This window comes from Streptomyces sp. NBC_00510 (assembly GCA_036013505.1).
Taxonomy (GTDB): domain Bacteria; phylum Actinomycetota; class Actinomycetes; order Streptomycetales; family Streptomycetaceae; genus Actinacidiphila.
Genome location: CP107851.1, coordinates 7,796,864 through 7,811,074 on the forward strand (window position 1 = coordinate 7,796,864; position 14,211 = coordinate 7,811,074).

The window sequence follows — 14,211 nt, forward strand, 5'->3', positions numbered from 1 at the left end:
CGGCCACGTCCGCCGGGGCGCCGGGCGGGGCGGCGGCGCCTACTGTGGAGGCGAGGGAGGCACATCCGATGACCCGACCCGTCACCGTGGGCCTGGACGGCTCGCCGGAAAGCCACGCCGCCATGCACTGGGCGGCGGGGGAGGCGCTGCGGAGATCGGTGCCGCTGCGCCTGGTGCACGCCGGGGGACACCCGTACGGCGACGCGGTGGTGCGCGACGCCGCACAGGACCTCGCCGAGCGGTATCCGGACCTGCCCGTGACGACCGACGTGGCCGACGGCCCGCCGGCGGAGCTGCTGGTCGCGGAGGCGGGCCGCAGCGAGTTGCTCGCGCTCGGCTCGCAGGGGCTGAGCGGGCTCAGCGGCTTCCTCCTCGGGTCCGTGGGGCAGGCGACGCTGGCCCGCGCCGAGGGTCCCGTCGTGGTCGTCCGCACCGGCCAGGACGAGGGAGCCGGGGACGACCGGCGGCCCGTGGTGCTGGGCTTCAGCCTGCGGCAGGGCGCCGACGAGGTGATGGCCTTCGCGGTGGAGGACGCGCGGCGGCGCGGGGTGCAGCTGCGGGTGGTCCACGCGTGGTCGTACCCGCCGACGTACGGATACGTCCCCGCGGCCATGGACCCCACGTGCGGCGCGGAGATCTCGGCGGCGGAGCGGCACGCGGTGCAGGCCGCCCTCGCGCCGTGGCGGGAGAAGGCGCCCGGTGTGGAGATCACGGAGGAGGTCGCCGCCGGCAACGCCGCGCAGCCCCTGGTGGACGCGGCGGCCGGTGCCTCGCTGCTGGTCGTCGGGCGGTGCCGGAACCGGCACGGAGGCGCGGGCCCGCACCTGGGCCCCGTGGCGGCCGCGGTGCTGCACCACGCGGCCTGCCCGGTGGCGGTCGTCCCGCACTGACGCCCGCGGGAGCGGACCGTTCGCGGTGGGCGGACCGGAACGGGTGACGCCCGGACGAGTGACGTCTCCCGCCGGCGGGTAGCGTCGCCCGGGTGAGCGATCTCCACACCGTGCAGGTGAACGGCATCCGGATGGCCTACCGCACCTGGGGCGAGGCGGACGCGCCGCCCCTCGTCCTGCTCCACGGACGCGGCTCGGACGGCGCCGACTGGCAGCCGGTCGCGCCCGCGCTGGCCTCGGCCCACCGGGTGTACGCGCCCGACCTGCGCGGCCACGGCGCCAGCGACTGGCCGGGCGACTACGCCTTCGAGGCCATGCGCGACGACGTCGTGGCGTTCCTGGACGCCCTCGGCCCGGAGCCGGTGGTGCTGGCCGGGCACTCGATGGGCGCGGTCGTCGCCTACCTGGTGGCGGCGGCGTCGCCCCGGCTGACCGCCCTCGTCCTGGAGGAGCCCGTGCCGCCGGACCCGGAGGTGCCGCCGCGGGCCGTGCCGTCCGGCCCCGAGGGGGACGAGACCTGCGACTGGCGGGTCATCGCGGCCGTCAACCGCTGGCGCAACGCCCCCGACCCGCGCTGGTGGGACCTGCTGGCGGCGATCGACTGCCCCACCCTGGTCCTCGCCGGCGGAGCGGCCAGCCACGTTCCCCAGGACGGCATCGCGGCCGTCGCGGCCCGGGTGCCGGGGGCGCGACTGGTGACGGTGGAGGCGGGGCACCTGGTCCACCAGGAGCGCCCGACGGACTTCCTCGCCGAGGTCAGGGGGTTCCTTCCGGCGCCCCGCCCTTGACCTGCAGCCCGGCCCGCAGCCACGCCTGGAAACCGCCCTCCAGGTCGGTGGCCCGGGTCAGGCCGACGTCCAGCAGCGAGGCCGCCGCCAGGCTGGAGGTGTAGCCCTCGGAGCACGCCACGATCCAGCGCACGTCGGGGCCGGTGGCCTCGGGGACGCGGGCGTCGCTCAGCGGGTCCAGCCGCCATTCGAGGACGTTGCGCTCGATCACCAGGGCGTCCGGGAACTCGCCCTCCCGGGCCCGCTGCGCCGCCGGGCGGATGTCGACCAGCAGTGCCTCACCCGCGGCGATCTCGGCCGCCGCGTCGTCGGGTCCGACCCGGTTCAGCCGGGCCCGGGCGCGGTCGAGCATCCGGTCGATGCCGGACCTGACGGTGGCGGGCGGGTTCATCGGACGGCCTCCGGAGCGGTCGTGGACGCGGACGCGGTCACGGCCAGGGCGCGTGACAGGGGGACGGCGCGGGGTACCGCGGAGGGCTCCGGCTCGTCCGTCAGCACGGTACGCGTGCGCCGCAGCGAGCGCGCGGCGTCGACCGCGTAGTACGACATCGCCGTCAGGGGCGGCGAATAGGCGTGCACGCTCACCGCGGGCGCGGCGGAGGCGTTGACGACGTCGTGGACGTGTCCGAGCGGGAAGGCCGCGCCGCCGCCCGCGGCGAGTTCGCGGGTCGCGATGCGGCCGTGGCCCCGCTCGTCGTGGAGCCAGCGGTGCTCGGTGAGCGTGCCGCCGACGACGGTCAGGGCGCCGAGGGATCCCGCGTGGTCGTGCAGTTCGGTGGAGGTGTCGCACGGCCAGGTGATCAGCCAGACGTCCACGTAGGGGTCCTGGTGCAGCCGGATGTACCAGCGGCGGTCGGGCAGGTGGACCGGGAGGTGGACACCGGCCTCGACGGCGGCGGCGTAGCCGCGCACGAGCGCGCGCAGTTGGGGGAGGACGAGCGGGGTGGGACCGCTCGCCCGGTGGTGCAGGGCCATGGGAAGGGCTCCAGAGCGGGAACACGACGTGCCCCGCCTGGGCGGGGGCAGGTCATGGGGTGGTCGGGGCTACGGAGGTCAGCCCCGGCGACAGCTCTGGTCGAAGTGGTGCGCACGGCGTCCCGGCCACAGGGGGCCCAGGTTCCAGATGTTCGTGCGCATGGACCCATGCAAGCACACGGACCACCGGTCTGTCCCCTCCGGCGTCGTGTACGTCACACAGGTGACACACGGGCCGCGACGGCCCGCGCGCACTCCATGGACTCCATGCGTGTCGTGTCCACTTCGATGTCGTAGACGACTCCCCGGTGGACCGCCTCCGCCTGCGCCGCCGCCATGCCCGCCACCCGGTCGCCCCGCGCGATCTCCCGGCCCGCAGCCACCTCGGGGGCACAGCGGACGCCGACCCACAGCACCTCCAGGCCGTCCAGGGCGCGCCGCCAGCGCTCCTGCGAGGCGGGGCCGCCGAGGAACACCTCGTCGACGACGACCCGGGCACCGGCCCGCGCCATGGCCGCGATGCCGGCCGTCCAGGCCTCGTCCAGGGCCCGGAAGGTGTCGCCGACCGACACGCTCCCGTCGGCACCGAAGCCGATGCCCGCGCCGGCCCCGGAGCCCCGCAGCCCGGCGGGCAGGCCGTCGACGAGCGTGTCGGTGCCGAACGTCAGCCACGGGTCCGGCAGGAGCACCGCCTGCAGGCAGCGCGCGATGCCCGACTTGCCGGAGCTGGAGCCGCCGTTGAGCACGATCACCTGGTGGGCCATCGGGCCAGGTTAGGGGCGGTGCCGGGCGGTCCGCGAGTCAATTGCCGTGCGGCGTGCGGCGGGCGAAGCGCCGGAGTCTGTGTTCCTCGGCGGGCAGCAGATTGGGGTTGGCGAGGCGCGCGGCGATCGCCTCGGCCATCCTCGGCGCCGGGTCGGTGGGGGCGGCGTGGAGGAACCCGGCGACGAAGACGCGCAGGCCGACGTTCCGGACGGGGCCCAGGCCGACGCCGCGCAGGATGGCGACGGTCAGGGCGGTGTCGGCGGCGGGGTCGCCCGCGGCGGCGTTGCTCCAGTCGATCAGCACCGGTCCGTCCGGGGTGAGGATGACGTTCTCCGGGTGCAGGTCCAGGTGGAGGACGCGGTCCCGGGCGGGATCCCCGGTGGTGAAGCGGCGGCCGAGCCAGCCGGGCGCCGGGACGGCGTGCAGGGACGCCTGCAGTCCGGCCAGCAACCGTCCGTGGGCGTGCGCCCGCCAGGGCCTGCGGGCCAGGTCCTGTGCCATGGTGGGCCCCGTCAGGCGGTCCATGACGAGGTCGGTGCCGTCCGCGTCGTGCACCCGGGGCACCGCGAACCCCACGCCGGCGAGGTGGGCCATCAGGCGGGCCTCCTCGTGGGCCGAACCGCCGTGCCGGTAGCGGCGCAGGACCCGCGTGCCGTCGAGGGCGTAGACGTCGGCGTCGCGGCCCGCGCCGATCAGCTCCACAGGGCCTTCGCCAGCTCGGCGGCCGGGGCCACGGTCCCGAAGCGCGGCAGGGCGAGCGTCACGGCGGCCTCGTGCTCCGCCGCGCTCAGCGCGGTCATCGCGTCCTCGGCGAAGTGGAGTGCGTACCCGTGGTCGGCCGCCGCGCGGGCCGTGGACTCGACGCCCATGTTCGTCGCGATGCCGGCGATCACGAGGGTGCCGACGCCGCGCTCCCGCAACTCCCCGTCCAGGCCGGTGCCGTGGAAGGCGCCCACGGTCCGCTTGACGATCACCAGGTCGCCCTCCCGCTCCAGCCCTTCGACGAGCTCGCTCCCCGGCGGCTGCTCGTCGACCCCGGGGCGCTCCACGCGCACCAGCACGACCGGTGCCCCCGCCTCCCGGAAGGCCGTCGCGAGTCCGAGCGACGCCAGCACGACCTCCTCGCCGGACCGCGGAGCCAACGGCAGCTCCACGATGCGTTCCATCAGGTCGATCACGACAAGTGCGGTGCGCTGGGGTTCGAGACGCGTCATGGGCACACCTTAAGTACCCCCGCCGCGCGTGCGCAGGGGCTCGCGGCCATCGGGTGCCCCCGCGCTCGGCCCACCTCGGTGTTCAGCCGCCGTCCGCTCCCTGCGCGGCCGTCTCGCGGGCCCAGCGGTAGTCGGCCTTGCCGCTGGGGGAGCGCTGGATGACGGGGGTGATGACGAGGCTGCGCGGCACCTTGTAGCCGGCGAGGCGGGCCCGGCAGTGGGTCTGGATCTCCTCCAGGGAGGGCGCCGGGGCGCCTTCGCGCAGCTGGACGACGGCCGATACGTGGTGGCCCCACTTCGGGTCGGGGACGCCTGCGACCAGGGCGTCGTACACGTCGGGGTGGGCCTTCAGCGCCTCCTCGACCTCCTCCGGGTAGACCTTCTCGCCGCCGGTGTTGATGCACTGCGAGCCGCGTCCGAGCACGGTGACGATGCCCTCGTCGTCGACGGTGGCCATGTCGCCGAGCAGCACCCAGCGCTCGCCGTCGCGCTCGAAGAAGGTCTGGGCGGTCTTGCCGGGGTCGTTGTAGTAGCCGAGCGGCACGTGGCCGCGCAGCGCGATGCGCCCGGGTTCCCCGGGGGCCACGGGCCAAAGGGAAGCGGGGTCGACGACGGCGATGTGCGCGCTGACGCGCAGCCGGAAGCCCCTGCGCGGACCGGAGTCGTCCGTGGCGGTGCCGTTGAAGCCGGACTCGGACGAGCCGAAGTTGTTGAGGATCATGCAGTTCGGGGCGAGCGCCTGGAACTGCGCGCGCACGGTCTCGGAGAGGATCGCGCCGGAGCTGGAAAGGCTGAACAGCGAGGAGACGTCGGTGTCCTTGAGCGGTCCGGCCAGGGCGTCGGCGAGGGGGCGCAGCATGGCGTCGCCGACCAGCGAGACGCTGGTGACCTTCTCGCGCTCGATCGTGCGCAGCACCTCCACGGGCGCGTACTTGCTGTGGACGACGACCTTCTGGCCGTAGTGGAAGCCGATGAAGGCGGTCAGCGTGGAGGTGCCGTGCATCAGCGGCGCGGTGGGGAAGAAGACCAGGCCCTCGCCGCCGGCCGCGACCCGTTCGGCGAGTTCCTCGGGGCGGGAGACGGGGACGCCGGTGGGGGCGCCGCCGCCCATGCCGGAGAAGAAGAGGTCCTCGTGGCGCCACATGACGCCCTTGGGCATGCCGGTCGTGCCGCCGGTGTAGATGACGAAGCGGTCGTCGGCGGAGCGGGCGGGGAAGTCGCGGGCGGGCGATCCGGAGGCCTCGGCTTCGGCGAAGCCGACCGGTGCGACGGCGGGTTCGGGCGCGTCCGGTGGCGCGTCGCCGACCCGTATCAGGTGGCGCAGCCGTTCGGTACGGGGCAGGGCCGCCGCGACGCGGCCGGTGAACCCGGCGTCGAAGACGAGCGCCGTGAGGTCGGCGTCGCGGTAGAGGTAGACGAGCTCGTCCGCCACGTAGCGGTAGTTGACGTTGACCGGGACGGCGCGGATCTTCATGCAGGCCAGCGCCGTCTGCAGGTACTCGACGCCGTTGAGGAGGTGCAGGCCCACGTGTTCGCCGGGGGCGACGCCGTGCGCCGCCAGGTGGTGCGCCAGGCGGTTGGCCGCCGCGTCGAGCTGCGCGTAGGTGAGCCGGCGCTCGGCCCCCGTGCCGGGGTGGTCGAGATGCACCAGCGCCTCGCGGCCGGGCACGGTGTCGGCGACCGACTCGAAGAGGTCGGCAAGGTTGTACTCCACGGCTCCTCCTCACCGGGGCCGGGGGACCGGGTGCGCGACCGGCTCCCAGCCGGTCATCAGAGCACCCCGCAGGGGGGCTGTGAAGGGGTCCCGCGGCAAGAATCTGACTGACAGTCAGAAAAGTATTGAACTCGACCTGCGCCTACTGCAACCTGTTCTAGGTCCGGTACGCGACGCGGGAGGACGGCGATGGGCGGCACCGAACACCTCACGGTGGAGCGCGTCGGCGCGACACTCGTACTGACCCTCAACCGGCCGGAGGCGCGCAACGCGCTCTCCCTGCCGATGCTCGTGGGCCTCCACGACGGCTGGCTGGAGGCCGACCAGGACGACGCGATCCGCTCCGTGGTCCTCACCGGCGCCGGCGGAGCCTTCTGCTCCGGCATGGACCTCAAGGCACTCGCCGCGAACGGCGGCATGGCGGGGCAGCAGTACCGGGAGCGGCTCACCGCCGACCCCGACCTGCACTGGAAGGCGATGCTGCGCCACCACCGCCCCCGCAAGCCGGTGATCGCCGCCGTCGAAGGGCCCTGCGTGGCCGGCGGCACCGAGATCCTCCAGGGCACCGACATCCGCGTCGCGGGCGAGAGCGCGGTCTTCGGCCTGTTCGAGGTGCGCCGCGGCCTCTTCCCCATCGGCGGCTCCACGGTCCGCCTCGCCCGCCAGATACCACGTACGCACGCCCTGGAGATGCTGCTCACCGGCCGCCCCTACACCGCCGCCGAGGCCGAGCGGATCGGGCTGATCGGCCACGTGGTCCCCGACGGCACCGCCCTGGACGAGGCGCTGGAGATCGCCGCACTGGTCAACGCCAACGGCCCGCTGGCCGTCGAGGCCGTCAAGGCCTCGGTCTACGAGACCGCGGAGATGACCGAGGCCGAGGGGCTGAGGTCCGAACTGGAGCGCGGCGGGCCCGTCTTCGCCACCGCCGACGCCAAGGAGGGCGCCAGGGCCTTCGGCGAGAAGCGCCCGCCCGTCTACCGCCGCGCCTGACACGGGAGGTCATCACCGCCATGCCCGAACCGCTCACCGCGCCCCTCGTCGTCGAGTTCCCCTTCACCCGCTCCCTCGGCCCGGTGCAGAGCGCCTTCCTCACCGGGTTGCGCGAGCGGACCGTCCTCGGCGTGCGCACCGGGGACGGACGGGTGCTCGTGCCGCCCGTCGAGTACGACCCGGTCACCGCCGAGGAACTGCGCGACCTCGTCGAGGTCGGCACCACCGGCACCGTCACGACCTGGGCCTGGAACCCGTCGCCGCGGCCGCAGCAGCCGCTGGCCACCCCCTTCGCCTGGGTGCTGGTCCGCCTCGACGGCGCCGACACCGCGCTGCTGCACGTCCTGGACGCACCCGGCCCGGAGGCGGTGCGCACCGGCATGCGCGTCCGCGTCCGCTGGGCCGGACGGCGCACCGGCGCCGTCACCGACATCGCGTGCTTCGAACCCGCCGCGGACGCCGCCGCCGCCGGGGAGACCGTGGCGACCGCGCACACCGGCGCGTTCGCCGAACCCGTCACCGGCATCACCGTGCCCGCCCGGCTGGAGTACACCTACGCCCCGGGCCGGGCCCAGAGCCGCTACCTCGCCGCCCTCGCCGGGCACCGCACCGTCGGCGAGCGGTGCCCCTCCTGCCGCAAGGTCTACGTCCCGCCCCGGGGCGCGTGCCCCACCTGCGGCGTCGCCACCGACGAACAGGTCGAGGTCGGCCCGCGCGGCACGGTCACCACCTTCTGCATCGTCAACATCAAGGCCAAGGGCGTCGACATCGAGGTGCCCTACGTCTACGCCCACATCGCCCTCGACGGCGCCGGCCTCGCCCTGCACGGACGCATCGGCGGCATCCCGTACGACCAGGTGCGCATGGGGCTGCGCGTGGAGCCCGTCTGGACCGGCGACGGACGCTACCCCGACCACTACCGGCCCACCGGCGAGCCCGACGCCGACTACGACGCCTACAAGGAGCTGCTGTGACCACGGCGACCAGTCCGCAGGCGCGCCGGGAGGTGGCCATCGTGGCCTTCGCCCAGACCCGGCACGTGCGCGACAGCGCAACCCTCTCCGAGGTCGAGATGCTGATGCCGGTGCTGCACGAGGTGCTGGGCCAGGTCGGCCTCACCGCGGGGGAGATCGGCTTCACCTGCTCGGGCTCCTGCGACTACCTGGCGGGCCGGGCCTTCTCCTTCACCATGGCGCTGGACGGGGTCGGGGCCTGGCCGCCGATCTCCGAGTCGCACGTGGAGACCGACGGGGCGTGGGCGCTGTACGAGGCCTGGGTCAAGCTCCTCACCGGCGAGGCCGACACCGCCCTGGTCTACTCCTACGGCAAGTCCTCGCCGGGGCGGCTGCGGGACGTGCTGACCCGCCAGCTCGACCCCTACTACCTGGCACCGCTGTGGCCCGACTCCGTCGCCCTGGCCGCGCTCCAGGCCCAGGCGCTGATCGACGCGGGCGACACGGACGAAACCGCGCTCGCCGCCGTCGCCGGCCGCAGCCGGACCGCCGCCGGGGGCAATCCGTACGCCCAGGAGTCCGGCGACCGGCCGCAGGGCGCGTACGTGGTGCGGCCGCTGCGCCGGGGCGACTGCCCGCCGGTCGGCGACGGCGCGGCCGCGGTGGTGCTGGCCGCCGGGGACACCGCCCGGCGGCTGTGTGAGCGCCCCGCCTGGATCCGCGGCATGGACCACCGCATCGAGGCCCACGCGCTCGGCGTCCGCGACCTCACCGACTCACCCTCCGCCCGGCTGGCCGCGGAACGCGCCGGGGCCTTCGACGCACCCGTCGACACCGCGGAGCTGCACGCCCCCTTCACCTCCCAGGAGGTCGTGCTCCGCAAGGCACTCGGCCTGGGGGACGACGTCACGGTCAACCCCTCGGGCGGCCCGCTCGCCGCGAACCCCGTGATGGCCGCCGGCCTGATCCGGCTCGGCGAGGCCGCCGCCCGCATCCACCGCGGCGAGTCCCGCCGCGCGCTCGCCCACGCCACGTCCGGGCCCTGCCTGCAGCAGAACCTGGTCGCCGTCCTGGAAGGAGAGGACCGATGAGCGCGGTGACCGGCAAGGAACCCGTCGCGGTCGTCGGCGTCGGCCAGACCCACCACACCTCGGCGCGGCACGACGTGTCCATCGCGGGACTCGTCCGCGAGGCGGCGCAGCGTGCCCTGGTGGATGCCTCGATGACCTGGGCGGACGTCGACGCCGTCGTCATCGGCAAGGCCCCGGACTTCTTCGAGGGCGTGATGATGCCGGAGCTGTACCTCGCCGACGCCCTCGGCGCGGTCGGCAAGCCCATGATGCGGGTGCACACCGCGGGTTCCGTGGGCGGCTCCACCGCGCTCGTCGCGACCAGCCTGGTCGCCGCGCGGGTGCACCGCACGGTCCTGACGCTCGCCTTCGAGAAGCAGTCCGAGTCCAACGCGATGTGGGGGCTGTCGCTGCCCGTCCCCTTCCAGCAGCCCCTGCTGGCCGGGGCGGGCGGGTTCTTCGCGCCGCACGTGCGCGCCTACATGCGGCGCACCGGCGCGCCCGACACCGTCGGCGTCCTCGTCGCGTACAAGGACCGGCGCAACGCGCTGAGGAACCCGTACGCCCATCTGCACGAGAAGGACATCACCCTGGAGAAGGTGCGTTCCTCGCCCATGCTCTGGGACCCGATCCGCTACTCCGAGACGTGCCCGTCCTCCGACGGCGCCTGCGCGATGGTGCTCACCGACGGGGCGGGCGGGCGCCGCGCCCCCGGACCGGTGGCCTGGGTGCACGGCGGGGCGATGCGCAGCGAGCCCACGATGTTCGCGGGCAAGGACTTCGTCAGCCCCCGGGCCGGACGCGACTGCGCGGCCGACGTCTACCGGCAGGCGGGCATCACCGATCCGCGGCGGCAGATCGACGCCGTGGAGATGTACGTGCCCTTCTCCTGGTACGAGCCGATGTGGCTGGAGAACCTCGGCTTCGCCCAGGAGGGCGAGGGCTGGAAGCTCACCGAGTCGGGGGTGACGGAGCTCGACGGCGACCTGCCCGTCAACCCTTCGGGTGGTGTGCTGTCCACCAACCCGATCGGCGCCTCGGGGATGATCCGCTTCGCCGAGGCGGCCCTCCAGGTGCGCGGCACGGCGGGCGGGCACCAGGTGGACGGGGCACGGCTGGCGCTGGGCCACGCCTACGGCGGGGGTTCGCAGTTCTTCTCCATGTGGGTGGTCGGCTCCGGACACCCCGGAGAGTGAAGCGGGCATGAACCGGTACCGGGTCCGGGCAGGTTCTTCCATGACCTGTCCGGGCCCCGGCACGGTCGCTAGGCTGGCCCGGACGACGGAGTCGGGAGGAGAGCGGACGTGGCCGAGAGCACGATCGGATCGCCGTTGGCCAACGGGAAGAAGCCGCAGCTTGATCTGGCCAACGCAACATGGCAGTCGAGCAGCCAGGGCACAGGAGACGTCCAGATCGCCTTCGTCGAGGGCTACATCGCCATGAGGGACGGCCGGAGCCCCGAGGGGCCCTCGCTGATCTTCACCCCGGCGGAATGGCGGGCCTTCGTCCTCGGGGCCCGCGACGGCGAGTTCGACCTCACCTGACGGAAGCTCACGGGCGCGCCGGGCAGCCCGTCCCGTCCACGACGACGGGCTGCCGGCGCACCCGGCCCGGCGCGCCCCGGGGGCCTTGGTGTCCCCGGTTCCCGCGCCCGCGGTACGTCCCCGGGGAATGCACCTGACACGCCGTCGTACCGCTACCGGTCCGGCATGTGCCGGGGGCATCACGGTGACGCGTTCCCGCACGTGGGCGCACCTGATCGAGCACGGACGATCATTCCGCGGACGATTGTGAACAGCCGTCACCACTTCGCATTTATGTACTCACGCAGGGTCCCTGGTGGCGTACGCTGAGGTGCCACCGGACAGGTGTCCGAGCATCACCGTCGCGCCCCGGCGCGCGCCGGATCAGGGGCAGGGGGTGCACTATGGCGCGGCGCACACCGAAGTCCCGGCGACCGCTCCTCGAACGCGAGGCCGAGCTCGTGGCCGTCGACGAGGCGCTGGCCGAACTCACGGGCATACGGGCCGAGGGGGACCACCCCCGCGCCGGCACACGGCGCGGCGGCGTGCTCGCCTTCGCGGCCCCCGCGGGCCTCGGCAAGACGACCCTGCTCGCGGAGACCCGGCGCCGGGCCTCCGCCCTCGGCTGCACCGTCCTGTACGCCCGCGGCGGCGACCAGGAACAGGGCGTCGCCTTCCACGTCGCCCGCCAGCTGCTGCAGCCGCAGCTCGCCGGAGCCGGTGACGGGGTGCTCCGCACCACCCTCGGCAGCTGGTACGGCATCGTCGGCCCCGCCCTGGGGCTGTGCACCGACGGCGAGGGCGCGCCCCCGGACCCGCAGGGCCTCGCGGACGGACTCGACTGGGTCCTCACCCACATCGCCGTCCGGCGTGCCCCCGTGGTCCTCGTGCTCGACGACGCCCACTGGGCCGACCCCGAGTCCCTGGGCTGGCTGGCCGCCTTCGCACCGCGCGCCGAGGAACTCCCCATGCTCGTCGTCGTGGCCTACCGCCCCGACGAACTCCCCGCCCACGCCGAGGCGTTCCGCGGCCTGCCCGACCGCTCCGGCACCCGCCCGCTCGGCCTGGAACCGCTCAGCGCCGCCGCCATCGGCCGGCTCATCCGCGACGCCGTGGGCGACCACGCCGACGACGCGTTCTGCCGCGAGGCCTGGGCCGTCACCGCCGGCAACCCCTTCGAGGCCGTGGAGCTCACCGCCAAGGTCCTCGACCGGGCGCTGCGCCCCGACGAGTCCAGCGCGCACCTCCTGCGCGACCTCGCCGCCGCCGCCAAGGGCAGCGGACTCATCGCCCGCCTGGAACGTCTGGGCACCTCCACCGTCCGCATGGCGTGGGCCGCGGCCGTCCTCGGCACGTCCATCTCGCCGGCGATCGCCGCGAGCGTGGCGGGCCTGGGCGGCGAGGAGGCAGCCGACGCCGCGGACCGGCTCCGCAAGGCCCGCATCCTCACCGGCAGCGACGTCCTGGAGTTCGTCCACCCCCTCATCGCCACCGCCGTGTACCGGGCGATCCCCGACGCCGTCCGGGTCGCCCTGCACGGCCAGGCCGCCTGGTCCGTCGTGGACGCCGGGCTCGGACCCTCCGCCGCCGCCCGCCACCTGCTGGAGACCCACCCCGAGGGCGACCCCTGGGTCGTCGGCCAGCTGCGCCAGGCCGCCCGGGACACCGCCCGGGCCGGCGCCCCCGACGCGGCCCGCCGCTACCTCGCGCGGGCCCTGCGCGAGCCGCCCCCGTTCGAGGACCGGGCCGCCGTGCTGTTCGAGCTCGGCTGCTCCTCCCTGCTCACCGAGCCGGCGACCACCGTCAACCATCTGCGCGCCGCGCTCGAGGAGCCCGTCGTCGACCCGGCGCTGCGCGACGCGATCACCTACCGGCTCTCCCAGGCGCTGGCCCACTCCGACCGGCTCGGCGAGGCCGCGGACACCGTCGGACAGGCCGCCCGGACCGCCACCAACGCGCGGGCCCGGCTGCGGATGCAGGAAGAGCAGTTCATGTGGGACGCCTTCCGCTCCGACGAACCCGACTCCCCGGCCCGCTCCCGCCGGCTGGCCCGCCTGGCCGACCGGCTGACCGGACGCGACCTGACCGAGCGCTACATCATCGGCCTGCGCGCCTGGGACGCCACCCTGCGCGGCGAGCCCGCCGAGACCGCGCTGCGGCACTCCGACCGCGCCCTTGACGGCGGACTGCCCTGGGCCAGCGAGGACTTCGGCTTCGAGGTCCCGGTCCTCGTCGCGATGACGTACATGTACGCCGACCGGCCCGGCCGCGCCGAGGAGCTCTTCGCCGCCGGCATCGGCGACTACGAGCGCCAGGGATGGCGCGGCGCCCACCTCGCCTTCGGCTACTCCCTGCTCGGGTACGTGCGTTACCGCCGCGGGCGCCTCGCCGAGGCCGAGGACTTCGCCCGCGACGGCCTTCGGCTCGCCGACCGCGTCGGCCGCGGCACCCCGGTCGTCTGGTACACCGTGGCGATCCTCGTCGAGATCCTGCTCGCCCGGGGCCGGCTCCGCGAGGCCGCGGCCCTCGCCGAGGAGTACGACTTCTGCGAGCCCTTCCCGGCGGCCGTCACCTTCCCCGACGCCCAGACCGTCTACGGCGAACTGCTGCTCGCCCGGGGCATGGTCAACGAGGCCATCGCCCAGCTCGAGTCGTGCGGCCGCCGGCTCGACCCCCGGGGCATGCGCAATCCCGCCTGGTCCCCGTGGAAGCTCCACCTCGCCCTCGCCGAGGCACGGGACACCCCGGAGCGGGCCCGTGCCACCGCCGCCGACGCCGTCGAACGCGCCCGCCAGTACGGCACCGCGTCCTCGATCGGCCAGGCGCTGCGGGTCTCCGCCGAGGTGGCCGCGGAATCCGACCGGCTCAAGCTGCTGCAGGAGGCGGTCACGCACCTGGAGCGCTCACCGGCCGGCTACGAGCTGGCCCGGGCCCTGGTCGACCACGGTGCCGCCCTGCGCCGCGAGGCCCGGCTCCACGAGGCGGCCGAGCAGCTCTACCGGGGCCTGGAGACCGCCGTCCACTGCGGTGCCGACCAACTGGCCGAGCGCGCCCGCGACGAACTCGCCGCCGCCGGACTGCGTCCACGCAGGCTCCGTACGACGGAGACCGACGCCCTCACCGCCCAGGAACGGGTGGCCGCCTCGCGGGCCGCCCGCGGTGAGGACGACGAGCAGATCGCCGCAGGTCTGGACACCGACGTGGAGGGCGTCACCCGTCTGCTCTCCGCCGTCTACCGCAAGATCGGCACCGACCGGGCGGGCCTGTCCCGGGCGCTGGCCCCGTAGCGACGCGACCCCGGGCACACGGGCGGCCCGGGGACCGTA

General features: G+C 74.8%; 14 protein-coding genes. 8 read left to right on the plus strand and 6 right to left on the minus strand.

Annotation, left to right across the window (positions count from 1 at the left end; genetic code table 11):
* Window positions 1-68: 68 nt before the first annotated feature.
* The gene (locus OG937_35320) at window positions 69-890 is read left to right on the plus strand and encodes a universal stress protein (protein WUD76590.1); all 822 of its coding nucleotides are present in this window, start codon (window positions 69-71) and stop codon (window positions 888-890) included.
* Window positions 891-982: 92 nt separating this feature from the next.
* Entirely contained in the window at window positions 983-1,678 is a 696-nt protein-coding gene (locus OG937_35325; GenBank protein ID WUD76591.1) for an alpha/beta fold hydrolase, read from the plus strand.
* On the opposite strand, the gene OG937_35330 is transcribed toward OG937_35325, so the two are convergent.
* The 6 genes from OG937_35330 to OG937_35355 form a co-directional block, all read right to left on the minus strand.
* Window positions 1,647-2,069, minus strand: a complete 423-nt coding sequence (locus OG937_35330) for a rhodanese-like domain-containing protein (GenBank protein ID WUD76592.1) — start codon at window positions 2,067-2,069, stop codon at window positions 1,647-1,649. The genes OG937_35325 and OG937_35330 overlap by 32 nt on opposite strands.
* On the minus strand, window positions 2,066-2,653 hold the full coding sequence (locus OG937_35335; GenBank protein WUD76593.1) for a cysteine dioxygenase family protein: 588 nt from the start codon (window positions 2,651-2,653) through the stop codon (window positions 2,066-2,068). The genes OG937_35330 and OG937_35335 overlap by 4 nt, the downstream gene beginning before the upstream one ends.
* Window positions 2,654-2,868: 215 nt before the next feature.
* Entirely contained in the window at window positions 2,869-3,417 is a 549-nt protein-coding gene (cpt, locus tag OG937_35340) for a chloramphenicol phosphotransferase CPT (protein WUD76594.1), read from the minus strand.
* Window positions 3,418-3,454: 37 nt separating this feature from the next.
* Complete coding sequence (locus OG937_35345) at window positions 3,455-4,120, minus strand: aminoglycoside phosphotransferase family protein (protein ID WUD76595.1); 666 nt, start codon at window positions 4,118-4,120, stop codon at window positions 3,455-3,457.
* Window positions 4,111-4,632: an isochorismatase family protein gene (locus OG937_35350; protein WUD76596.1), complete on the minus strand. Its 522-nt coding sequence runs from the start codon at window positions 4,630-4,632 to the stop codon at window positions 4,111-4,113. Before OG937_35350 ends, OG937_35345 begins: the two co-directional genes overlap by 10 nt.
* A gap of 82 nt (window positions 4,633-4,714) precedes the next feature.
* Window positions 4,715-6,346: an acyl-CoA synthetase gene (locus OG937_35355; GenBank protein ID WUD76597.1), complete on the minus strand. Its 1,632-nt coding sequence runs from the start codon at window positions 6,344-6,346 to the stop codon at window positions 4,715-4,717.
* Window positions 6,347-6,535: 189 nt separating this feature from the next.
* On the opposite strand from OG937_35355, the gene OG937_35360 reads away from it, so the two are divergent.
* From OG937_35360 to OG937_35385, 6 genes are all read left to right on the plus strand, one after another.
* Entirely contained in the window at window positions 6,536-7,339 is an 804-nt protein-coding gene (locus OG937_35360) for a crotonase/enoyl-CoA hydratase family protein (GenBank protein WUD76598.1), read from the plus strand.
* Between the two features lie 20 nt (window positions 7,340-7,359).
* A complete protein-coding gene (locus OG937_35365) occupies window positions 7,360-8,313 on the plus strand; it encodes an OB-fold domain-containing protein (protein ID WUD76599.1) in 954 nt (317 codons plus the stop codon).
* Window positions 8,310-9,383 carry a thiolase domain-containing protein gene (locus OG937_35370; GenBank protein WUD76600.1) on the plus strand — a complete coding sequence of 358 codons (1,074 nt, stop codon included), beginning with the start codon at window positions 8,310-8,312 and terminating at the stop codon, window positions 9,381-9,383. The genes OG937_35365 and OG937_35370 overlap by 4 nt, the downstream gene beginning before the upstream one ends.
* Window positions 9,380-10,558, plus strand: a complete 1,179-nt coding sequence (locus tag OG937_35375; GenBank protein WUD76601.1) for a thiolase domain-containing protein — start codon at window positions 9,380-9,382, stop codon at window positions 10,556-10,558. Before OG937_35370 ends, OG937_35375 begins: the two co-directional genes overlap by 4 nt.
* Before the next feature lie 108 nt (window positions 10,559-10,666).
* Entirely contained in the window at window positions 10,667-10,906 is a 240-nt protein-coding gene (locus OG937_35380; GenBank protein WUD76602.1) for a DUF397 domain-containing protein, read from the plus strand.
* Between the two features lie 383 nt (window positions 10,907-11,289).
* Window positions 11,290-14,172, plus strand: a complete 2,883-nt coding sequence (locus OG937_35385; protein WUD76603.1) for an AAA family ATPase — start codon at window positions 11,290-11,292, stop codon at window positions 14,170-14,172.
* Window positions 14,173-14,211 lie beyond the last annotated feature (39 nt).